Source organism: Natronorubrum sediminis, assembly GCF_900108095.1.
Classification (GTDB): Archaea; Halobacteriota; Halobacteria; order Halobacteriales; family Natrialbaceae; genus Natronorubrum; species Natronorubrum sediminis.
The window spans coordinates 1,238,648-1,260,760 of sequence record NZ_FNWL01000002.1 but is presented as its reverse complement, the minus strand read 5'-3'; the positions used below and the strand labels follow the sequence as shown (position 1 = coordinate 1,260,760).

Annotated in this window: 21 protein-coding genes; 7 read left to right on the top strand and 14 right to left on the bottom strand. The window is 61.6% G+C overall.

Annotated elements, in window-relative coordinates; genetic code table 11:
• Positions 1-11: 11 nt before the first annotated feature.
• Positions 12-1,265, bottom strand: a complete 1,254-nt coding sequence (locus tag BLW62_RS13395; protein WP_090507498.1) for a tRNA (N(6)-L-threonylcarbamoyladenosine(37)-C(2))-methylthiotransferase — start codon at positions 1,263-1,265, stop codon at positions 12-14.
• Positions 1,266-2,008: 743 nt separating this feature from the next.
• Between BLW62_RS13395 and BLW62_RS13390 the strand changes: the two genes are divergently transcribed.
• From BLW62_RS13390 to BLW62_RS13380, 3 genes are read left to right on the top strand one after another with little or no spacing between them, the layout of a single operon-like run.
• Positions 2,009-3,031 (top strand): DUF2334 domain-containing protein, encoded by a 1,023-nt coding sequence (locus BLW62_RS13390; RefSeq protein WP_245726723.1) that lies wholly within the window; start codon positions 2,009-2,011, stop codon positions 3,029-3,031.
• Positions 3,031-4,539: a glycosyltransferase family 2 protein gene (locus tag BLW62_RS13385; RefSeq protein WP_090507496.1), complete on the top strand. Its 1,509-nt coding sequence runs from the start codon at positions 3,031-3,033 to the stop codon at positions 4,537-4,539. The genes BLW62_RS13390 and BLW62_RS13385 overlap by 1 nt, the downstream gene beginning before the upstream one ends.
• Before the next feature lie 38 nt (positions 4,540-4,577).
• The gene (locus BLW62_RS13380) at positions 4,578-6,224 is read left to right on the top strand and encodes a glycosyltransferase family 39 protein (protein ID WP_175459747.1); all 1,647 of its coding nucleotides are present in this window, start codon (positions 4,578-4,580) and stop codon (positions 6,222-6,224) included.
• A 110-nt stretch (positions 6,225-6,334) separates the two neighbouring features.
• On the opposite strand, the gene BLW62_RS13375 is transcribed toward BLW62_RS13380, so the two are convergent.
• Together BLW62_RS13375 and BLW62_RS13370 are read right to left on the bottom strand one after the other, a co-directional pair.
• The gene (locus BLW62_RS13375; protein WP_139305414.1) at positions 6,335-7,393 is read right to left on the bottom strand and encodes a glycoside hydrolase family 26 protein; all 1,059 of its coding nucleotides are present in this window, start codon (positions 7,391-7,393) and stop codon (positions 6,335-6,337) included.
• A gap of 233 nt (positions 7,394-7,626) precedes the next feature.
• Positions 7,627-8,652: an AI-2E family transporter gene (locus BLW62_RS13370; RefSeq protein WP_090507493.1), complete on the bottom strand. Its 1,026-nt coding sequence runs from the start codon at positions 8,650-8,652 to the stop codon at positions 7,627-7,629.
• 115 nt (positions 8,653-8,767) lie between these two features.
• Between BLW62_RS13370 and BLW62_RS13365 the strand changes: the two genes are divergently transcribed.
• A complete protein-coding gene (locus BLW62_RS13365) occupies positions 8,768-9,502 on the top strand; it encodes a DUF547 domain-containing protein (protein WP_090507492.1) in 735 nt (244 codons plus the stop codon).
• A gap of 16 nt (positions 9,503-9,518) precedes the next feature.
• On the opposite strand, the gene BLW62_RS13360 is transcribed toward BLW62_RS13365, so the two are convergent.
• Positions 9,519-10,097: an amphi-Trp domain-containing protein gene (locus BLW62_RS13360; RefSeq protein ID WP_090507491.1), complete on the bottom strand. Its 579-nt coding sequence runs from the start codon at positions 10,095-10,097 to the stop codon at positions 9,519-9,521.
• Between the two features lie 213 nt (positions 10,098-10,310).
• Here BLW62_RS13360 and BLW62_RS13355 point away from each other — a divergent pair, with 213 nt between their 5' ends.
• Positions 10,311-11,183: a hypothetical protein gene (locus BLW62_RS13355; protein ID WP_090507490.1), complete on the top strand. Its 873-nt coding sequence runs from the start codon at positions 10,311-10,313 to the stop codon at positions 11,181-11,183.
• A gap of 43 nt (positions 11,184-11,226) precedes the next feature.
• Here the strand turns inward: BLW62_RS13355 and BLW62_RS13350 are convergent, their stop codons facing one another.
• The 5 genes from BLW62_RS13350 to BLW62_RS13330 all read right to left on the bottom strand — a co-directional run bounded on the left by BLW62_RS13350 (position 11,227) and on the right by BLW62_RS13330 (position 15,438).
• Entirely contained in the window at positions 11,227-11,955 is a 729-nt protein-coding gene (locus tag BLW62_RS13350; protein ID WP_090507489.1) for a nucleoside phosphorylase, read from the bottom strand.
• Positions 11,956-12,156: 201 nt separating this feature from the next.
• On the bottom strand, positions 12,157-12,459 hold the full coding sequence (locus tag BLW62_RS13345) for a HalOD1 output domain-containing protein (RefSeq protein WP_090507488.1): 303 nt from the start codon (positions 12,457-12,459) through the stop codon (positions 12,157-12,159).
• A gap of 141 nt (positions 12,460-12,600) precedes the next feature.
• Positions 12,601-13,482 (bottom strand): ATP-dependent ribose-1-phosphate kinase, encoded by an 882-nt coding sequence (locus BLW62_RS13340; RefSeq protein WP_090507487.1) that lies wholly within the window; start codon positions 13,480-13,482, stop codon positions 12,601-12,603.
• Between the two features lie 38 nt (positions 13,483-13,520).
• Positions 13,521-14,342 carry a DUF63 family protein gene (locus BLW62_RS13335; protein WP_090507486.1) on the bottom strand — a complete coding sequence of 274 codons (822 nt, stop codon included), beginning with the start codon at positions 14,340-14,342 and terminating at the stop codon, positions 13,521-13,523.
• 118 nt (positions 14,343-14,460) lie between these two features.
• Positions 14,461-15,438 carry a ribose 1,5-bisphosphate isomerase gene (locus BLW62_RS13330; protein ID WP_090507485.1) on the bottom strand — a complete coding sequence of 326 codons (978 nt, stop codon included), beginning with the start codon at positions 15,436-15,438 and terminating at the stop codon, positions 14,461-14,463.
• Between the two features lie 71 nt (positions 15,439-15,509).
• On the opposite strand from BLW62_RS13330, the gene deoC reads away from it, so the two are divergent.
• Positions 15,510-16,145, top strand: coding sequence for a deoxyribose-phosphate aldolase (deoC, locus tag BLW62_RS13325; RefSeq protein WP_090507484.1), 636 nt, complete (start codon positions 15,510-15,512; stop codon positions 16,143-16,145).
• A gap of 40 nt (positions 16,146-16,185) precedes the next feature.
• Here the strand turns inward: deoC and BLW62_RS13320 are convergent, their stop codons facing one another.
• A complete protein-coding gene (locus BLW62_RS13320; RefSeq protein ID WP_090507483.1) occupies positions 16,186-17,367 on the bottom strand; it encodes an NAD-binding protein in 1,182 nt (393 codons plus the stop codon).
• A 195-nt stretch (positions 17,368-17,562) separates the two neighbouring features.
• On the opposite strand from BLW62_RS13320, the gene BLW62_RS13315 reads away from it, so the two are divergent.
• Complete coding sequence (locus BLW62_RS13315; RefSeq protein ID WP_090507482.1) at positions 17,563-17,844, top strand: ubiquitin-like small modifier protein 1; 282 nt, start codon at positions 17,563-17,565, stop codon at positions 17,842-17,844.
• Here BLW62_RS13315 and BLW62_RS13310 read toward each other — a convergent pair.
• The 4 genes from BLW62_RS13310 to BLW62_RS13295 form a co-directional block, all read right to left on the bottom strand.
• Positions 17,831-18,199 (bottom strand): hypothetical protein, encoded by a 369-nt coding sequence (locus BLW62_RS13310; protein ID WP_175459746.1) that lies wholly within the window; start codon positions 18,197-18,199, stop codon positions 17,831-17,833. The two genes, BLW62_RS13315 and BLW62_RS13310, sit on opposite strands and share 14 nt — an antisense overlap.
• A 198-nt stretch (positions 18,200-18,397) precedes the next feature.
• On the bottom strand, positions 18,398-19,393 hold the full coding sequence (locus BLW62_RS13305) for a GNAT family N-acetyltransferase (RefSeq protein WP_090507481.1): 996 nt from the start codon (positions 19,391-19,393) through the stop codon (positions 18,398-18,400).
• A 382-nt stretch (positions 19,394-19,775) separates the two neighbouring features.
• Positions 19,776-21,023, bottom strand: a complete 1,248-nt coding sequence (gene gatD, locus BLW62_RS13300; protein ID WP_090507480.1) for a Glu-tRNA(Gln) amidotransferase subunit GatD — start codon at positions 21,021-21,023, stop codon at positions 19,776-19,778.
• A gap of 49 nt (positions 21,024-21,072) precedes the next feature.
• Positions 21,073-22,113: a dipeptide epimerase gene (locus BLW62_RS13295; protein WP_090507479.1), complete on the bottom strand. Its 1,041-nt coding sequence runs from the start codon at positions 22,111-22,113 to the stop codon at positions 21,073-21,075.

The window sequence follows — 22,113 nt, the reverse complement described above, 5'->3', positions numbered from 1 at the left end:
CGCGACGCGATTCAGATCGGCTTGCCGAACGCGTACATCGTCTCGTGGGCCGTCACCTCGAGGTCGACGAAATCGCCGGGCTCGAGGCCGTACTCGCTCGCGTGCTGGACGATGAGCTGCCGATAGGCCGCGTCGCGACATTTGACGGAGTCTGCGGTGCCCTCTTCGACGACCAGACAGTCCGTGCGCGTATCGCCGACCATGTCCTCGTAGGCCGAACCCACGATGTCGCGCTTGGCGGCGCTCATCTCCTTCGAGCGTTCCTTCTTGATCGTCCCGCCGAGTCCCTTCATCTGGGCGGCGTCGGTCCCCGGCCGCTTCGAGAAGCGGGTGACGTTGACCTTCTCCGGGCGCGTCTCGCGGAGCAAGGCCATCGACTGGGCGTGATCGTGGTCCGTTTCGGTCGGAAACCCGACGATGAAGTCCGTCGAGAGCGTCCAGTATGGGAGTGCGTCGTCGAACGTCTCGATGACCTCGAGATACTCGGAGACCTGGTGTTGACGACGCATGTCGCCGAGTACGTCGTCCGACCCGGATTGGACGGGGGCGTGCAGGAAGTTGTAGAGTTCGTCGTTTTCGGCGAAGACCGAAGCGAGTTCCTCGCGGATGCCGTGGACGCCCTTCGGATTGGCCATGCCGACGCGGATGCGGAAGTCGCCCTCGATCTCACAGATTCGCTCGAGCAGGCGGTGGAGTTTGCGTTCGCCCTCGTCCCAGCCGTAGACGCCGGTGTCCTGGCCCGTGATTCGGATCTCCTTCGCGCCGGCGTGGATCAGCGCGCGGGCTTTTTCGACGTTCTCCTCGATGGAGGGGGAGTCGATTTTGCCCGTGGCGTGTTTCGTGATGCAGTACGAGCAATCAGACATACAGCCTCGAGCGATGGGGAGGATGCCGACGACGCCGTCCAGAATGGGTTCGGCGTCGGGGGTCGTCGTCGGACACTCGCCGTTGGTGACGGCCTCGGGGACTTCGTCCCAGTGGAGCACCTGGCCGTCGACTTCCGCCTTCGCGAACTCCTCGCCCTGTGCGAGGGCCATACAGCCCGTGATGAACAGATCGGCGGTTTCGTCGGCTAACTCCTCGGCCCGGCGGAGCATGTTTCGCTCGGTCTTCTCGACGACCGTACAGGTGTTCAAAATAGCGACGTCGGCCTCGCTTGGCCCCTCGACCTGGTGATGGCCCGCGTCACGGAGCCGTCGCTCGATTTCGCGACTCTCGCCGCGATTGGACGTACAGCCGTAGGTTTCGATGTGATACCGGGCCATTCGCGTGAGAGAGTATCCGACCTCACAGGCCAAAAGCGCGGCGAATCGCTTCACTCGCCTCACCCCGGGGTGGCTCCTCGGAGCAACTCGTGTATTCTTGCTGAAGGAATTCGACTTCATCTCTCTCAGTCGCCTGATAATCGTCCAAACGAAATACAGCTAGATGATCTATCTAGGATATGTAAATAAATGGTCTAGCGTCGAGAACCTTATGGCAGAATGTGATTTATATATTTCATATTGGGAGTTGTATCGAAAATCGGTGAGATCAAACCGAACGATTCTAGGCTCCTATGCTGTGTTTTTACCCCAATTACAAATATGAGAGAAAAAAGCAGAATTACCAGGTTGTATGTAGGTGATTACAAAACCCGGATCTGGGTATTGACATTGTGATGACTGGTGGTCCGAATGAGGGATGCCAACGGTGTGGTTCTCTCAGGCTAACTACTGAACGAATCGTTGAACACGACTGTGGGCACGTTGGACCGATAACGGTTTTCGAAGAGGGAGAGTGTCCGAAGTGTGGCCACGCTGAACCGCTTGGAGACCTGAACGCGGTCAATTCCGTATGCCGGTGTCTCGAGTGCGGACGGCGGTTCGAACTCGAGGGAGAAACGGAGGAAACACCGGCTACGAATAGACGGATTCAGTTTCCGGATCTACCGACGCCGACGCCCGGTGGTGAACTGTCTTGGATCCCGGATCGGTATCGACCGAACACGGAGCGCGGACAGCAACTGATGGTCTCGGCGCTGGTCATCGCCATCCTGCTGGCTGGAATCGCTGGCACCGTCTCGGTCAGCACGATACTCGATTCGGAATCGAGCGACCACCAATCAGTCGATCGGTCGTGGGAAACACACGAGACGATCGTCATCTTCAGGAACGACGACATTCAGCCGTGGTACAACCAAGAAGAGATGCGAGCCGTCGACCAGGTGTTCATCGACGAGGAAGTTCCCGTTACGCTCGGGATCATCCCAAAGGTAGCCGGTGAGAACGCGATTACCGACGACGACGAAACCTGCTCGTACCTCCGCTCACTCGAGTCCGAGTATCCCGACCAATTCGAGATGGCGATTCACGGATATACACACGAAGAACAGACCGATTTTTACAACGGAAGTGAGTTCGGGAACGTCTCGATCACGACCCAACACGAATGGCTCGTCGCTGGTGAGGAGATCATGCACGACTGCGTCGATAGACCCTCTCAGACGTTCATTCCGCCAATGAACACGTACGATGACAACACGGTGGAAGTCCTCGTCGAGGAGGGGTATCCGATCGTCTCTGGGGGAGAGTGGTTCACGTCAGCGTACTACAAGGAGGAAGCGCCGTTTGTGAAGGACGGTATCACACACGTGCCAGAGACGCAGGCGTTCGAGGACTGGTCGAACGCGGATAACGACTCCGACGAGGTCCCCTTCCACGACCTCGAGACGCTGACAGATTCGTTCGACGAGGCCGTCGAAGACAACGAACCGTACGTCCAAATGCTTCACTACCAGTACTTCACGAGCGAGGACCAACTCGAGATGTTGCGATCGCTTATCGAGCACATGAACGCGACAGACGACGTCACGTTCATGACGCTCGAACAGTTCGGTGATGGCCTCGAGTCGGGTGATATCGAAGAAACGGACGACGGATGGCGGGTTCTCGAACCGATCGAAGAAACTGTGAGCGAAACTGCGGACGATGACTCCTCACAGTCGATCACACCGAACCCGTGGACTGAAATCCGGAGCGTGCTGTTCTAATGAAATCCCCTCAAACCGTCGGCTTCCGACTTTGGTCGATACTTCGGTCAGTCAGGTGGCTCTCGGTCGCGTTGTTTCTCTCGGCGTTGCTTCCGTTCTGGTTGCTCGCCGGCGTAATGGACGATGGCTCGGTGTACGCGGTCGCTGGATTCGGACTGATCATGGCCTGTTACGTCGGGTGGTCGTACTACGTGGTTATGTACAGACCGTGGTACCGAGATGTCTTCGGTGTCGGGGCACTGGTGGTCGTTCTGTGCGGTTATGCGATCGGCGTCGTCACGATTGGCTGGGTCTATCCAACTCCCATCCAGTTCGTTCACCTCTTCGCGATTGCACTCATCTTCGTGTACTACTGGTTCATTGCCCTCATCGCACTCTATCACGATCAGGTCGATCACGCGAAGTTCACTCCGTCACCACCGTTTCCGTCGATCACCGTTCTCGTTCCGGCGTACAACGAGGCCGGCTACGTCGGTCGAACGGTCGCGTCGTTACTCGAGGCGCGCTACCCGGAAGAACAATTGGAGATCATCGTTATCGACGACGGAAGTACGGACGAAACGGCCGAGGAAGCACGTTCGTTCGAATCCGACGGAGTTCGCGTCGTGACGAAAGAAAACGGCGGCAAGTACTCCGCTCTCAACTACGGACTACTGTTCGCCGAAGGGGAGGTTATCGTCACGGCCGATGCGGACAGCATCGTCGCAACCGACGCCCTCAAACAGATCGTCGCGCCGTTCGCGTCGAATCCAGAAATTGGTGCCGTCGCGAGTAACGTGACGATTTGGAACCGCAACTCGTTGATCACGCGCTGTCAGCAACTCGAGTACACCATCGGGGTCAACATCTACCGTCGAATGCTCGATTACTTCGGCATCGTTCTGATCGTTCCAGGGTGTCTCGGCGCGTATCGCCGCGAGGCGATTGAGGGCGTCTTCGCGTACGATCCGGAGACGCTAACCGAGGACTTTGACGTGACGATGAAAATACTCCGCTCAGGGTATCGCGTTTCCGTTAGCGATGCCCGCGTCTATACCGAGGCTCCGGACACCTGGACGTCGCTTTACAACCAGCGACTCCGGTGGTATCGCGGTAACTACATGACCTTGTTCAAGCACATTCGGGTGGTCGTCGACTCCTCCTACGGGCTCCTTCATCGACTTGCGGTTCCATTTCGGTTGGTCGAGTTGTTCTTCTTGCCTGTCGCCACCTGGATTATACTTGGGTTCATCGCCTGGTTGCTCCTGGTCGGACAGGTCGTTCAGGTGCTCGCACTGTTCGTCTTCTTTACGAGCATCATCGTCCTCATCGCAGCGCTCGGCATTCTCATCGAGGGCGAGGACTGGCGGTTGATCATCTACGCGCCTCTTTTCGTTATCGGATACAAGCACTTTCACGATGCGTTGAACCTCAAGTGTCTGTTCGACGTCGTCTCCGATCGGGACCTCGACTGGACGCACGCACAGCGAATTGATCAACGAGAAGCCGACGACTCAGCCACCGAATAATGGCAGTCGATTCTTCCATTGTGCTGTCGCGTTCGCGTGTGTCGGACGTTCTCGTCGCGTATTGGCCGCAGTTATCGATGGCCATCGTCTTGCTCCTCGCCGGCGTCATCCGGTTTCACGGACTGACGACGGACGGCCTCTGGTTGGACGAAATCGCAGCCCTCGAGGGATGGACACCCAACCCCTCGAGTACGATCGAAGCGATTGTCGCGGGCAACGTCCCCGAATCGCCGCTGCATATCATGCTCGTACAGGGGTGGCTCGGACTCGTCGGTTCGACAACCTTCCTCGCCAGGTCGTTCTCGGTTCTCTGTGGGGTTGCCTCGGTCTACCTCCTGTACGCGACCGGACGTGTGCTGTTCGACCGACGCGTCGGCGTTCTCGCTGCTCTCGTTCTCGCGCTCTCACCACTCCACATTCAGTACTCGCGGGAAGCCCGTTTCCTCGCGTTGTTGTTTCTCTGTAGTACACTCTCGTTCTATTTCTTTGCGCGATTGTTATCCGGGGATCGCTCGCGGACCGTGTGGGCCGGATACGTACTCTCGTGCGTGTTGCTCGTCTGTACTCACGTCACCGGAGTGTTCGTCATCCTCGCGCACAACGTCCTCGTCGTTCGATGGATACTCCCTCGAGGGTGGCCAGATCGAATCCCGGGTCGAGCGTGGCTCACAGCGCAGGCGCTGATCGTCGTTGGATCGCTCCCGTGGCTCGGAACGTTCGTTTGGCACGTTCGTCTGGGGAACACCGAACCGTTCTCGTGGTTCGCGCCGCCAACGTTGGGCCAGTTCGCTCAGACGCTCCTCGTGTACGCCGGGAGGCTTGCGACCTACCCATTCGCCGTTCACGATCCGGTCAGCCACACCCTTTCTATCGTCGTCCTCGGCTGTCTCGTGGTGCTCGGGGCGTACTCGTTCATCACCTACACGCCGGAAAACGTCCGCGAGTGGCACCAAAACGCACCGTTCACCGCAGAGGAACCCGACGACGACCGTACAATCGTGACGAAGCGAATCGTTCGTTCAGGCGACGCGAACGCCGACGACACTGTCGTCAGAACCTACCTTCAACGCGAGTACGTCGTCCTGTGTTGGGCTTTCGTCCCGATTTTGGCTCCGTACGTCATTTCGCACGTCTTCGTACCGGTCTTTCACCTCGAGTACGCGTTCGTCTCGCTCGGCGGTCTCGCGTTGGTCGCCGCACACGGAGTGACTCGGATCGACCGGCGTTCACTCCGCTGGCTTCTCGTAACACTCCTGCTCGTCGGATTAGTCGCTTCCGCGGGCGTCTACGTCGGTGCGGAGACGCAGGAAGATTGGCCGGGAACGGCAGCGACGGTCGACGCGAGTCCGGACGAACCAATTTTCGTCACGCCGGGGTATACTGCAGACGCGCTCGTCGCCTATACGGATCGGCCGCCCGAAACCGTGCTGGATCCGCCCGACGCTGCAGTCGGTGATTCACAGGATCCGTTCGTTTCGCCGGAGGAGACGATCAATGAGACTGAAACTGCACTCGCTGAGACACCCGGTGACGGAACCCAATTTTGGGTCGTCGCCCCGCAGGCGTACGAACACGAGGACGAATGGATCACCGACCTCGAGGCCGCAGCGGCGGAGTACGAGTACTACGAGCACGGCGAGATTGACACCTATCGGTTTTCACTCGAGAACAACGAAACCGAATAACGAGTGCACTGAGTCGGTTTACATCTCAGAGTACGAGTCTCCCTCCGTGACTGACTCGAGGGCGACCTGATCGAGTATCGCCGTGATCGCGGTAGCTCTCGTGTCGTCACTCAAAACCGGCCCTGGAAGTGATTGCTCGAGAGGACGCCGGGCGTCTGGGTGCTTCCGCCGACGTAGTCACCCCGCTGGACCCGTTCCCGAAAGCTATCGTAGACGCGATAACGTTCGTCTCTGCGTTCGTCTTCGAACGTATCCGTGCCGCGAGCACCGCCGAAGACCGCCCAGTCGGTTTCCTTGTCGATGTTGAACCAACATACCATTCGGATATCGTTCGCCTCGATGTACTCGAAGACATCGTCGATCCACTCGTCTTTGGCGGATACGTCGTGCTCACCGTCTCTGACGGACGTCGATCCAAATTCGGGGATCGATACGGGTCGATCGCTGAGATCGGCGAGCCTGGTTCGCATCGGTTCGAAAACTGACTCCGGCGACTGCCAGCCGTCTCCCATCGAACTATCACCGAAATTGTAGCCGTCGATTCCGATCCAGTCGACGTACTCCTCACCCGGATAACTCGCTTCGGTTGGAACGTCGGTGTGTTCTGTTGCGTTCGGATTCCAGATCCACTGGACGCGTTCACGTGGATCGTCCGCATCGACTGCGTCCATCAACCGCTCGTGAACGTAGCGCCACGCGTCGACGAACGGTTCGACGTCGTCGTCCTCGAGGACGCTCCAGGGAAGCCAGTCCCCGTTCATTTCCGGAAACGGCCTAAAATAGAGTCGGCGTGGCCCGTCGATCACTGGGTCGTCGGCCGCCAACCACGCCGAAAGTTCGTCCACCCACCACTCGAGGACAGCGTCGTACTCACCATCGCGGATCTGGCGTGTGATCGTCGACGGCGTCTCCGACTCCGAATCGACGTAAGAAAGCCAGGTCACCATGGGGACGTGACCCGTCTGCCAGACGTCCGTTAGTCCCGAGAGGAAGTTCTGGCGGACACGCTCGTCGTCGTCCGCGTTCACGTAGAGCGTGAGCACGCCGAAGCGCGTCTCGAGCCACTTCTCGAAGGGGCGATAGCGTTCCGGTGAGGTGGCGTCGTCGCCGGGGTACGAGCCGATGAGACGAGTTCCCTCCTCGACCGTCGATTGAGTGCACCCGCTCACCGAACTTACAATCGCAGCCGTGGAGATCGTCCCGAGTATGTCACGTCGACGCACAGCGTTTGTAACGACTGTTGGTACTATATCTGTCACGGTGGAAAGCACACGATACAGTGAGCATCACAAAACTATATTATCGAATTCTGACAGCTATTCACTGTTCGGCGAGCTTGGTCTCATCGTCGATCATCCCTTCGAGGTCGAAATGAATTGCACCCTCGACTACCGGTCACGAATCACGTCTCCCTCGGTTCGGAATCGCCCCCGAGTCGGTCGTAGTTCTCGTCGATGACGTCGACGACCGCGAGGAACGCGCCGAGGATCACGGGTCCGAAGAAGAGCCCCATGATGCCGAACGCGTAGATGCCGCCGAGGACGCCGAGGATGATCACGGCGGGACTGATCTCGGCGTAGCGATCGACCACGATGGGCCGGAGGTAGTCGTCGGCAATGCCGACGACGATGGCGCTGTAGATCGCCAGCGCGAGCGCGAGGATGGGTTCGCCGATCATCAGGAGGTAGATCGACGCCGGAATCCAGACCAGCGGCGCACCGATCAGCGGGACGAGCGAGAGGACCACCATGACGAACGTCCAGAAGCCCGCGTTGGGAATTCCGGTCGCAAACAGCCCCAATCCGGCGATGACGCCCTCGATGATGGCGATCAGGACGTGTCCGGCGAGAACGGCCCACATGACTTCGTTGAGTTCGCCGTAGAGGTCGTCCTGTACGTCCTCGGGAAGTGGCGTCTTGTCCCGGAGCCACGTCATCAGTTTGTCGCCGTCCTTGAGCAGATAGTAGATGAGAAAGAGCGTAAGTCCGAGGCCGATCAGCGTGTGCGTGAGCATGCTGAACCACTCCGTCGAGCGCTCGAGCAGAATCGTCCCGATCTCTTGAGCCGAGTCCATCACGGAATCAGCGATGTCGACGTCGAGTCCGACCTGCTCTTCGATGCGGTCCTCGATTTCCGTCAGTTGGAGCGTCTCCGCGTCGGCATTCTGGAGAATTCTGACCGCGTCGTCGGCGATCATCGCGGCCACGAGCACGAACGGAACGATAAAACCGGCAATCGCCACCAGGAGCAAGACGAACGCCGAAATCGTTGGTCCCACGTGTTTCTCGAGTCGACGCTGTAGCGGGTAGAGCACGAACGCGATGAGCACGGCAGCGAGAACGAACTGTAAGAACGGCGTCACGAGTTGCCACGAGAGGTACGCAAAGATGGTGACGAGCACCAGCAGATAGCCTTTGCTCCGGTTCATGGCCCATACCTCGACGCCATCTCGGAAAAGACTAGACCAGACATATTTGTCCCCACGACTGTCGTACGCACTCGCCACACGGGTTCAAGAGGCTCCTACGCCAATCTACAGACGAATGTCGACCCAGCTCGACCCACTCTCTCTCTCGGCCGATCTGTTGTATACGGTCAAGACGGAGGGTGAGACGGCCTGGCTGCAAGAACATCTCGCGACACTCGAGCGAGCGCCGCTCCGACGAGCACTGGCGACGCGCGAGGCCAAACTATCGTTCTGGCTCAACTGCTACAACGCTTACGCGCAGTTGCTTCTCGAGTCGAATCCGGCGTCGCTCGAGGGCAGTCCGGTCCGCCGGTGGAAGTTCGCAACTCGCGATCAGATTCCGGTTGCCGGCGTCTGGCTGAGCCTCAACGACATCGAGCACGGGCTTCTGCGCTGTTCGAAACACCCCTGGGGATTCGGGTACGTTCCGCGACCGCTCCCCTCGACGTTCGAACGGGAGTTTCGCTTGCCCGCCTGCGATCCGCGGACGCACTTCGTGATCAGTCGCGGCGCTGAACACTGTCCGCCGGTCACCGTCTACTCGTCGGACGACGTCGACGAAACACTGGACATCGCCGTCGAGTGGTTCCTGGCCGAACACGTCTCCTACGACTCGCGTTCGAACATCGCCACGATTCCACGGCTCTTCAGTCGCTACCGCGGCGACTTCGGCGGCGTTCGCGGCATCGTCGACTTCCTCCGGACCTACAACGCGATCCCGGACGACGCGAAGCCGTCACTCGAGTACGAGTCCGGTCCGTACACGCCCGACCTCGAGTTCGACATCGAACTGGACGATTTTCACCCGTAGCCCGGTCTCCAATCGGTTACTCCGACTGGGCGTCCTCCAACCGAGCCGACGGAACGATCTCGCGCATATTGCGAACGGCTCGCCGGGCGTTCGAGCGCGAGGCGTACCCCTCGCCGCTGTCGGCGACGATGTTGCCATTCCAGTGAACGAGTCGCCAGCGCCACTCCTCCGCGCGGTCTTCGTAGACCTCGAATCGACTGGTTCGCCCGTTTCGGTTCTCCGCTGACTCGTCCGCGAGCGTCACTCCGGTAGTATCAGACTCCCGTTCTGACAGGTCGATACTCGAGCCGTCGGGATCGTCCCACTCGAGTTCGAGTTCGAATTCGGCGACGGGCGGGTCGGAATCGGCTTCGTACTCGACCTCGACCTCCGTTCGAATGCGTTCGGGGATCGCGACCGACGCCGTGTACTCCTCGGCGCTCACCCGAATCGATCGACCGTCTGTCAGCGCGTTCGCAAGCGTTCGTACCATCTCGGCGACGGCGGATCGGTCGTCCGTGCGTTCGAGTTCGAGTTCGTCGGTCTCGTCTTCGTCTTCGTCTTCGTCGTCGATCTCGCTCTCGTTGCTTCGTCGTTCGTCGTCGTGATCGGCCATATCTGGGCAACGACGAGCAGCGAGTTAGTGATGAACCGTGCGAGGGCCGTGTGGGGCTCGAGCCAGCATGTCGATTGCGTGTGGTCGGACTCGAGCCAGCATGCTTACTGTGCGTGTCGGACTCGAGCCAACAAGTCGACTCCCCGAGCGTGGAGTTCGCCTGCGAGCGGGTGAGCCGGTGTGTTTTTGTCGTCACACTGTCTGCTCACGCTCGTGACCTCTCGCGACTGGCAGGTCGAGCGACGAGCAGTCGTCGACCGAGACGAGTACGCGTGTCGATCCTGTGGATTCGAGGACGTCGAGGATTCCCGAACGGCCCTCGAGATGTATCCTGTCGACACGGCGGGATCTGGACCCGGAACACACGCCCACGAAAGCACCTTCGTTACCGTCTGTTCGGATTGTGCGACGACGCTACAGGGTAACCACGCCGCGCTCCCCGAAACACCGGCGGAGCTGTTTCGACACGTCCGGGAGACGACGCAAATTCAGGGCGAGGCGATCTCCGACGTCGCTTCGTTCGCGTCGCTCACGACGTCGCTTCCGTCGGCGCTCGAGGCCGACGAAATACCTGCAAAGTCGGTCGACGAAACGAACGGCGGGTCGGCAGACGAGAGTCAGACTGCCGCCGAGAACGCAGCTAGCGACCCCCTCGAGGAGTACTGCCGAACGCGTCGCGACGCTATCCTCGCACTCGACCTCGCTGACGCCCATCTCGAGGCACTCGAAACGGTCGACGAGACGGCGTTCGATACCGACGTTCGCACGTCGCTCGCGTCGGTGGTCGAATCGGGACGCTCCCTCCAGTCGACGCTTCGCACCGTCGTCGAGCGAGCGGAAACGGTTCCGGCCGGCCTCGAGCGATGTAGCGGGTGCGTCGACATGGTTCAGGACGGTTCGTGCTCGACGTGTGGACTCGAGTCTCGAGCGACGAGCGAGTGGGAGGATCCGGACGGAACGCTCGCGTTCGAACGGCTCTTCGCGGCGATCAATAGCGAGTTGCAGGCCGCGTCGGGGACGACGAAGACGCTGACCGAGCAAACGACGACGCTCGCCGAGGCGCTCTCTGGCGAGAAAGCACACTAGACTCGAGAAACGAGCTTCCGTGTCGATGCGGCGATTTTCCGCGTTAGTGTTGCGTGATGGCCTCGAGCGAGATGTCGATGGCGCGGCCGACGTTGTTTTTGGCTTTGTCCGGGAGTTCGTCGTCTTCGGTGTCGGTTCCCTTCTGGGTGCCTTCGACGAGGTTGCCGTCGACGGTACAGATGGCACCGGCGCGGAGCCCCTTCCGGCGCGCGAGCGTGAAGACGGCGGCGGCTTCCATCTCGACGCAGAGCAAGCCGGCGTCTTCCCAGTCGGCGACGTGTTCGTCGGTTTCGGCGTAGTAGGCGTCGTCGGAGGCGATCGGTCCGACGTGGATCTCTTCGTCGTTGGCCTTGGCGGAGTCGACGAGACTCGAGACGACGTCGTAGTCCGGCACGGCCGGGTACTCGACGTCTTCGTAGCGTTTCGAGGTTCCTTCGTTCTTCGCGGCACCGGTCGCGACGACCATGTCGCCGATTTCGATGTCCGACTGGAGCGCTCCGGTCGTCCCGACGCGGATGAAGGTCTCGACGCCGACGTTCGCGAGTTCTTCGACCGCGATTGCTGCGGAGGGACAGCCGATTCCGGTCGAACAAATCGTCAACTCAGTTCCCTCGTAGGTCGCGTTGACGACCTTGTACTCGCGGTTTTCGGCGACCGTTTCCGAACTGTCGCAGTGAGTAGCGATGCGGTCGACGCGACCGGGGTCGCCCGGAATGAGTACCCGATCCGTCAACTCTCCGTCATCGACTAACAGGTGTGGCTGCGTTGCCATACCCTCCGTTTCATGCCGACTACTGTAAGTCATTTCCGGAGCGACTCGAGGATAGCCCGTACTCTCCGTGATACATGACTAGCGGCCGACTCAGTTTCGGTGAGAAAAATATTCGAGGACGGGTCCCGAACGTCCGTCGGATCGCGACCTGCGTCGTCCCCGTTCCACCCACTGGGTCGTTCACTCGGCTGTGAATACCTCTTACTCGGCCGGACGGATTTCGATCTGTCCGGGCTGAATCGTTACCTGAACGTCTTCGACCGTGAATTCGACACTCCCTGCGGCCCGCGTCGTTCCGCTGTGAGTGTCCGCGAAGAGGGCATCGAGTGCATCGGGATCGATGTAGTCGTACAGCCGCATGCTGGTTGCCGCGACGTCTTCACCGTAGTATTGGGCCAGCGCTGTTGCGGTTGCGATACTTGGCGGTTCGTTGGTCTCTCGATCGTAGCGGACGCGACGTGCAAATTCGCATCCGTGGGACTCGCTAATCCTTCCTTCCGTCATGTCTCTCCGTCACGTTTCCGTGACGTTCCATATGAACGGCCAACGGCTCGGACTATATAATTACCGTCAGACAACGATCGGTGATAATTGCCAGACGGCGACGGGTTTGGGGGGCTCTTGGCTGGATAAAAGGTCTATTGGTCACGATCGTTCACTGAGAAACTCCTCGAGTGCCGTCGCCGTCGGTGCGCTTCGCGCCCCGTCTCGACTCGCCGTCAATGCTCCACAGGCGTTTGCGTACTCGAGCGCCTGCTCGAGATCGGCTCCCTCGAGTCGCGATGCGATGAATCCGGCCGCGAACGCGTCGCCGGCACCTGCGCTGTCTGCCGCCGTCACGTCGTAGCCGGGGTGGGTGTACGTTTTTGCCCCGCGTCTGACCGTTGCGCCGTCGTCGCCGGAGGTCGTCACGAGCAACTGCTCACCGCCTCGGTGTTTCGCAGGTTCGTCGACCAGTGCCGTCGCCTCCCGATCGGTGACGAACAGGATATCGGTGTGCTCGAGCGTCTCTCCGTACTCGCGGTCGCCGAATCGACGTCCGGGGTCGAAGCTGACGGTGACGCCGGCGTCCCCAGCGGTGCTCGCGATCGCGCTGGCAGTTTCGGGACGCTGGCTCGTCAGGTGCACGTGATCGGCCGTACGGATACGGGTCGGCTCGAGGTCCGACGGCTCGATGGCTTCGTTGACGCCGTCGGTGCCGAGAATCGATACTTCGCCCGTATCGTCGACGAGCAGGTACTTGACGGCCGTACTGGCGTCCTCGACGACCTGTACCCCCGACAACGCGACGCCAGCCTCCTCGAGTTCGCGTCTCGCGAGCAAGCCGTTGTCGTCGTCACCGACGCTACCGATCAGTCCCGTCTCGACCTCGAGGCCGGCGAGGGCGGCGGCGACGTTCGCGGCACTGCCGCCGCCGGATTGACGTTGCGAGCGAATCGTCGCTTCACCGTCGGCTTCGGGGAGTCGGTCGACGCGAAGCGTCACATCCCAGTTGACGTGGCCGGCGGCGAGTACGGTGGGGCCCATTCGATACGACAGCAAAGACGGGGGTCTCCGAAAAAAATCTAGGTGATAACAAACTGTAAGACGTTGTGAACGCCCGGCCCGAGGCCGACCGCTGCGATCAGGGCGAGCACCACTCGCGCCTGCTGTGGCCGTTCGTCGACGTACTCCTTGAAGAGTCCGAGGATCACCACTGCGAGCAGGACTTTGACCACGATGAACACCCAGCCGGCACCGATGTACTCGTCCGTCGGCAGCGACTCGCCGGCCTCGAGAATGAGCCTCGAGAGCGGGACCTCTTCTGCGGCGCCGAGGACGTCGTAACCGATTGCGGTCGAGACGCCGTCTAGGGCGTGGCCGAAGACGACGATCACGCCGGTAATACTCGTCGTCGCAGCGACGCCGGTGTAGCGGAGGCTGAGTGCGATCCAGGCGATGGCAGTGACGGCGCCGGCGATGACGACGCTGATGACGGGCCAGAACAGTTCAAAGTTCCCAACCGCCCAGCCGATGTTGAGGAAGATCATGACGAAGACGGCAAAGAACGCGGTCCCCGAGATCCCGACGAATCGTTCGATCGTCGGCTGCAAGCCACCTGCGTAGAGGAAGATTCCGATGATCCAGGCGCTACCGGCGATCACCGCCGTCACGAGGTAGACGCTCGGCGCGGCGAACAACGACTCGAGGTTGTCCGGATAGGCGTCGATGCGATGTAACACGTGGAGCGTCGATCCGAACATCATCCACGGTGCGAACGCCAGAACCGTTCGATCGGTCACTGGCGGTCCGAGTGCCCACAGCAGTGCCACGATCCCCACCAGCACGACTAAAAGCGGGACGAGAAGATACCACGGTGGAAGCACAAACCCCTCAGGTACTACCATATAGCTACTGGCACACACCATTACCAAACAATTTCCGATTGACAACAACTCAAATCGATCACGTCTCTGTCCCGGTGGACTCCTCGAAGGCGACAGTATCAACGCCTGATTCTCGGAGTTAGGGCTCCCACGGCTCGCTGGTCGTCTCGCCGAAGAGCTCTCGCATGAGTGTCACGATGCTCTCCGGCGGGTACTGGCCGCGCTCGGTGACGATGGCGTCGACGTAGCGCGGCGGGGTGACGTCGAACGCCGGATTCTCGACGACGAGGCCGTCGTCGGTGTACTCGTCGTCGATGTCGGCTCGTTCGTCGTCCGAGACGATTTCGCTCTCCGCGCGCATCTCGATTTCGACCGTGTGGCCAGTCATCGTGTCCGGGTGGAGTTTGATCGTCTGTGCGGCGACCATCACCGGAACGCCGCGCTCGCGCGCGTTGACTGCAAGCCCGCTCGTTCCGATCTTGTTGATCACGCTGCCGTCGGCCGCGATGCTGTCCGCGCCGACGAGGACGTGATCCGCCCGGTCGAGGTACCGACGCGCCGCGTTGTCGACGACGAGCGTCACCGGAACTCCCCACTCGCGCAACTGCCGCGCCGTGATGTGGCCTTGCTTTCTCGGCCGAGTTTCCTTGACGATCGCTTCGATCTCCTTGCCGTCCTCGAGGGCGGCTTCGACACACGAGAGGGCGTCCGTCGAGTGACAGTGGGTCATCACGACGTCGCCGTCTCTGAGCCGGTTCGACCCGACCGTGCCGAGTTTCGATTGTGCCTGGGCTAGCTCTCGCTGGAACGCCTCGGCCTGATCGATCGTCGACGCGCGCAACTCGGCGACGGTGGCTCCCTCCATTCCGCGGAGGACGTACCGAAGCGCGTTCGGCAGACTCACTGCCGTCGGTCGCGTCTCGTAGAGCGTTTTCGCCGCGGCCCGAAGCTCCGTCCGGAACGCCGCTTCCGTCGTCGCCTCGGATCGCTTGGCCTGCGTCGCGAGTGCGCCGGCGGCCGCATCCGCGATCGTCGCCGCCCCGCGGGTCCGCATCTCGGCGATGTCGTCGGCCGTCGACGCAACTGCCGAGTCGACGGCGTGATGACGGTCGGTCATATGCTCTCGTTTCATCCGGGCGGCCAAAAGTGATCGGTCGGGTTTTTCCCTGTCGAGTGAGAGCCTTGGGTATGAACCGCAGCGACCTCGCCCCGCTGATCGACCACACCGTCCTCGGCCCCGAGACGACGATGGCTGACGTTCGAACCGTCCTCGAGGAGGCAGCCGAGTACGGAATGAACGCCTGTATCCCGCCGTACGCGCTCGAGGAGGCGGACGAGTACGCCCCCGACGTGACGCTCGCGACGGTGATCGGCTTTCCCCACGGCCAGAACGATCACGACGTGAAACGACGGGAGGGCGTCCTCGCCTGGAAGGCCGGAGCCGACGAACTCGACGTTGTCGTCAATATCGGTCGACTGAAAGCGGGCGAAGAAGACGTCGTCAGGGCCGAACTGGCCGAAGTCGTCGCCGCCGTGCCGATCCCGGTCAAGGTCATCATCGAGACCGCGTTGCTCACCGACGAGGAGAAACACCGAGCCTGCCGGGCGGCAGACGCGGCCGACGCGGCGATGGTCAAGACGTCGACGGGCTTCGCTGATGGAGGGGCGACCATCTCGGACGTCGAACTCATGAGTGAGTACCGTCCCGTCAAAGCGAGCGGTGGCGTCGGCAGCTACGACGAGGCGATGGCCATGCTCGAGGCCGGAGCCGAGCGAATCGGGGCCTCGAGCGGCGTGGACATTCTCGAGGGCGCACCGGAGTAGGTCGCAATCTGCCGTCTTCGCTCGATTCGTACCCCCTCCGCTACTCGTCACCTGCGAGTCGATCGATGAGTTCGGTGTCGTCGCTGCCGAGCGCCGAGCGAACCAGCAGGTGACCGCCAAGCACGGTCGGGCTGATGACCGTATCCGCGCCCGCACGCTCGAGTTTCTCGCTGTTTTCGCTATCCGTCGCGGCGGCGACGATACGCGTCTCGGGTGCGAACTGTCGGGCGGTGAGGATTGTGAGTGCGTCCTGGGCGTCGTGATTCGTCGCGACGACGATGGCATTCGAGCGGCCGATCTTCGCCCGCTGGAGGGGTTTCTCGTCGCTCGGGTCGCCCGTGACGACGGGGATGTCTCGCTCGGAGAGCTCCGACGCTGCGTCCCGGTCGTTCGTTACGACGACGAACTTTCGGCCGCTGCCCGCGAGTTCGTCGACGATCGGTTCCGTCAGTTTGCCGTAGCCGAGCACGAGGAGGTGATCCTCGAGCAACTCGAGTTGTGAGTCGGACATTTTTCCAAGGGTTTTCGAGATCCGCGCCTGGATCGCCGGGCCGACGAGCGCTCCGATGGCGATACCGAAGCTGGCCACGCCGAGGACGACGACGGACATGGTAAACAAGATCGCTTCGGGTGTCTGAGGGCCGATATCGCCGTATCCAACGGTGCTCGAGGTGATCAGCGTGAAGTAAAACGCGTCGAGGATGTTTTCGACGCCGTCGAAATCCTCACGAAGGGCGTAGGCACCGGCGGTGCCGTAGGCCTGGACGCCGACGAGTGCGCCGCCGGCGGCCAGTTGCGTCGTCGTCAGTGAGATCGTCTTGTCGAAGCGGTCGCGCGTAATCAACAGGAACGGAATCGCGGCGAGCGAGAGGACGACCAGTGGGGCCGAGTACCGACTTACCTGCAACACGCCCTGAATCGCCGTCACCGGCAGGAGAATCAACGTCGCGTACCAGCCGGCACGCAGCCCACGGCGCAACGCGAGGGCGCTGCCGACCATTAAAAACCCGGTCAACGCCCCCGTGAAGCCGACCGATCGCTGGACGATTTCGGGGACTATGCCAACGAGTGGACCGTCGACGACGACGTCCTGGCCGATGTGCACTACGCCGGTGACGACCGAGAGAAGCGCGACGAGGAGCGAGAGTACAACGGCTGCACGAACCGTGACGATTCGCTTCCAGTTTTTGGGTAGCCGCTGGAACAACGCCTCACCGACCATATCGCTGTTCCATCACGCGATTAGTTAAACACCGTCGGTACCCATCGAAGACGAAGCAGATCGAGAACGGATTCGAGCGCTACCGGAACGCCCCCGCGCAACCCTCATACAACCACCTTCGCGTTACACTGAACCGAGGGGCGCGATCCACTCGAGAGCGGTAGCTACTTGCCCGCGGCGGCGATAGCGCCACCTATGACGGAGTGGAAACTGTTCGCGGACCTCGCCGAACGTGCGGGCGACAAACACGTCACCGTCGACGCCTCCGCCGGGGATACCGTCGGAGACGCACTCGAGGAACTCCTCGCGGGCCGACCCGACCTCGACGAGCGCGTTCGCGACGACGACGGCGAGTTGCGATCGCAGATCAACGTACTGCGCAACGGAACGAACGTCTTAGTCGAAGAAGATGGCCTCGAGACCGAACTCGAGGCGGAGGACGAACTGGCGTTGTTCCCGCCGGTTAGCGGGGGGTAGCGGTCTGGGTCTGCTGTCGCGTCGATTCTGATTGGCTTCGAGCACCGCTTTCGTGGCGTTCGTCGACGACCCGGTAGCGATGAATCGTCGTCTCGCCTTCGGGGTGGATCAACACGGTGTTGTCGTCACAGTAGGGCTCCTGGAACCACTCGGCAGCGACGGGGTAGCTCTGTAGCAGGGGCGTGTGCTCGCTTACCGCGTCGATGGGCGTGACGTGGGAGCGTAGGTCCGGCGTCACGACGACGAGCGTGCCGTCGAAGCCGACGTAGCGCGCTGGCGTTTCGAGGCCGTCGTCGGTAAAGGAGAGTGCACCGCCGTCGACGATATCGTCCGGTTCGTATGGAGGGTGTTGCATGAGTTCTTCGTTTCGAAGAACGTCTCAATACAATATGAATGCAAACGAGCGTGTTCTCCCTCAGAAACTCCGCTCGCGTCGAATCACCCGACAACCTACTAACTGATTTTGCTCCTCGAGCGAGGTGGGACACACGACCGATAACGCCTATTTCGCCGCCGCGTTCCGTTCGTTACGTTTGCAATCGTCGGAAAGACATCACCAAACAGTCAGGTCGGTTCCGAGAACGAAATCCGGCTCCTCGGCGATTTCGGCTCCGGCGAAGGGCGCGTCGCTAACGTATCGTGCAGTCTCCGGAATCAACACGCGCGTCTCGTCTGCGCCACACTCTGCCGCGTCTCGAGCGATGGCTGCGAACAGTGAACGGGCGGCCTCGACGTCCTCCCACGCGCCGATGCCGTACTCGGCCCAGGTTTCCGTCGTCTCCTCACCGTCGTCTTCGACGGGACGGTCGTACGTCCGCGTACGGTAGGAAACGCCGGCAACGCCGTCCTCGCGTTCGACGACGAAGACGGCCGTCTCGTCGTCGAAGCGCTCGAAATCACTTCGAGTGAGTTCGCGCATCGCCCAGGACTCTTCGGGCGCGAGTCCGAGCCCGCTCAGGTGCTCGCGTGCGTCGCTGTGAGTCCAGTAGCGCCAGGCCACCGCAGGATCGCTCGAGACCCGTACCGATCCCGTTGTGTCGGTATCAGTGTCGGGTTCGGGGTCGGGTTCAGGATGGGCGAAGCGAAACTCCGTTAGCGGTTCGTAGCCGCTGTAGCGCGCGGAGCCGAGCGAGGCCTGGTTCCACGAGAAGATCATGACGCGAGCGACCGTCGCCCCCTGCTCGCGGGCCCACTCGAACAACGACTCGTTCAATCGGTGGCTCACGCCCTTGCGTCGGTGGTCGGCCGCGACGCGCATCCCCTGGAACCACGCTTCGTCGTCAGTAAGCATGACGCCCTGAACGATTCCGGCCGCCTCGCCGTCGACCTCGGCGAGGAACGTCTTCTTCCCCGTCTCCTCGTCGTCCTCGAGCCAGTCGTGGTAGACGTCGGGGATGTAGTCGCCGCCTCGATCCGGCCAGATGTCGCTCGTGAAGGCGACGACGCCGTCGTAATCGTCGTGAGTCGCACGCCGAATCTCGAGGTCGAACTCGCTTGCGGCGACTCTCGCGTCGGCGTCTCCATCAGCATCGTCGGTCCGCTCGTTCATGCCCGGTGATTCGGCGTCCCTCGAGAAAGGCCTCACTATCCGATGATGTGGTGTTTCTCACACGACGTGGCATCGAACGACGTAAAAGGGCTCGACAGGCTGTCGCTCGTTCGTAGTGACCGAGTCACTATCGTGTCCTGTTGACCGAGTTGTCACAGTATCCGAATCAAAACCGTGTCCTGCTATCGTGGCGACGGGGATTTCCACGTCCTCCCCAACCGATTCGCTCCTTCGTCGCTCATCCCTCGCGCGGCGTTGGATCGCACCTCGCTCTTGCTCGCTGCGATCCAGCGCGCGCCACTGCACAAATTGCGCTCTCACAGCGACGAATCTCGGGTGACGAACGCGACCGAAAACGAGTGCGACCGAAGCGCCTGCCAGCTTACTCCCAGGGAACGGATCGCTCTTGAATCTCGCCTGCGAGCGACGTTCCCATGGCTTCCTCAACGTGTTCGCTGTTCTCGAGTGCCCACATGAGCTTCACTTTCGCGGTCCCCGGCAGGGTGTCGCCGGCCTCGACGACGCCGGCCTCGAGCAGGTCTCGACCCGTATCGTAGACGCGATCACAGACTCTGCCCTCGAGACACTGGCTGGTCATGACGACGGTCGTGCCGTCTTCGATTAGCGCTTCGATGCGGGGGATCAGATCGGTGTGGACGTGCCCGAGGCCGGTTCCCTCGATGACCAGCCCGTCGCTTCCCTCGACCACGTCGAGGAAGGCGGGGTCCATGCCGGGCGTGAATTTGAGGAGTTCGACGTCGCTCGCGAGTCCGTCTCGAACCTCGAGTTCGGTCTCGTCTCGCTGTTGGTACTCACGACGGAACTCGATCTCTTCGGTGTCGTAGTCGACGGTCCCCAGTGGCTCCGCGCCGACGGTCTCGAAGGCGTCGCGCCGGGAGGTGTGATTCTTCCGGACGCGAGTCCCACGGTGGAGCGCACAGATATCGTCGCTCTCGGAGCCATGCATACAGACCAGCACCTCCGCGCAGTCGCTCTTGGCGGCTTCGACGGCCGAAACGGCGTTCATCACGTTGTCCGAGGACGGTCGATCCGCCGACCGCTGGCTGCCCGTGAAAACGATCGGGACGGGCGTCTCGAGCATAAAGGAAAGCGCCGAGGCGGAGTACTGCATCGTGTCGGTGCCGTGCATGACGACGACGCCGTCGGCACCGGCTTCGATCTCCTCGGCGACGGCCCGGGCGAGGTCCTGCCAGAGCGGCGGTTCCATGTTCTCCGAGAGGATGTTCGCGACGACGCGCCCACGGTAGTTCGCCCGACCCGCGAGATCCGGCACCGCCCGAAGCACGTCCTCGGCGTCGAATTGGGCCGTCACCGCGCCGGTGCGGTAGTCGACTGTTGACGCGATGGTGCCGCCCGTCGAAATCAGCGAAATCGTCGGCAGGTCCTCGTCGAACTCGACTTCGGAGCCCGTCTCCTCTTCGGCACCGTCGCCGTCGATTTCGTAGACGTCCTCCTCGAGCACGTCGACGTCGGCCTCGGCGCTGTCGATACCGACGTTGTAGCCGCCCTCGAGTTTGACGACGAGGTGCTCGTCGGTGCTCGAGGGGAGCAACACGCCTTCGTACGTGCGATCCGCGCGGTCGACGCGAACGCGATCGCCTGGGTTCATGGGTTGGCGTTGCGCGGCGGTGGACTTGAAGGCACGCTTTCGTTCGTTCTTACTCGAGCACCGCGCCGGTTCCCGCTCGCTCGAGTCCGGCGAGGTCGATCTCGCCGTCGTCGACCGGCACGCCGTCGTAGGGGTCAGCGGCGAGCAACAGCGAGCCGTCGAGGTCGGCGTAGTCGAGTAGCGGCGCAAGGTGGGTGGCAGCGGCGATGGAGGCGTTGGATTCGGTCATACAGCCACACATGACCTCGAGGCCGTGCGCGCGGGCCGCGTGGATCATCCGTTTCGCTTCCCGCAGGCCGCCACACTTCATGAGTTTCAGGTTCGCGATGTCACAGCGATCGGCGATCCGCGGAATATCCTCGAGCGTGATGCAGGACTCGTCGGCCGCGATGGGGAGGGCGGAGCGTTCGTAAACGAACTCGAGGCCTTCGGGGTCTTCGGCGGCAACCGGCTGTTCGACGAACGCGAGGTCGTACTCGGCGAGTCGATCGATCTTCGAGACCGCTTCCCGGGGCGACCAGGCCTCGTTCGCGTCGACGAAGAGCGTCACGTCGGGGGCGACGGACCGGATCGTCTCGATAATCTCCCGATCTCGATCCGTGCCGAGTTTGACCTTTAGCGTCGAGAAGCCACGCTCGAGTGCCGTCTCGGTCTTCTCGCGCATGGTCTCCGTGTCGTCGATTCCGATGGTGTAGGAGGTCTCGAGCGTCTCACTCGGATCGAGGCCCCAGTACTGGTAGAGGGGCACGTCGAGCGATTTCGTGACCAGATCGTGGAGCGCGATGCTGACGGCACAGCGTGCGGCCGGATTCCGGTTCACCGTCTCGCGCATTCGCCGCTCGATTCGCTCGAGTTGGTGCGGGTCGCCCACGTCTTCGACGACGGCGAGCAGGTCAGGCAACACGGCGCTCACAGTATCGACGGTCTCGCCGTAGTGTGCGGACGGTCCCGCGCCGCCGATACCCACGTTTCCGTCGCTGTCTTCGATGCGGACCGTGACGACCTCCGTCTCGGTCGTCGTCCCGCGAGCGATGGTGAACGGGTACTCGAGGGGCAGCGTGTGGCGTTCGAAGCGCGTCTCGAGGGACAT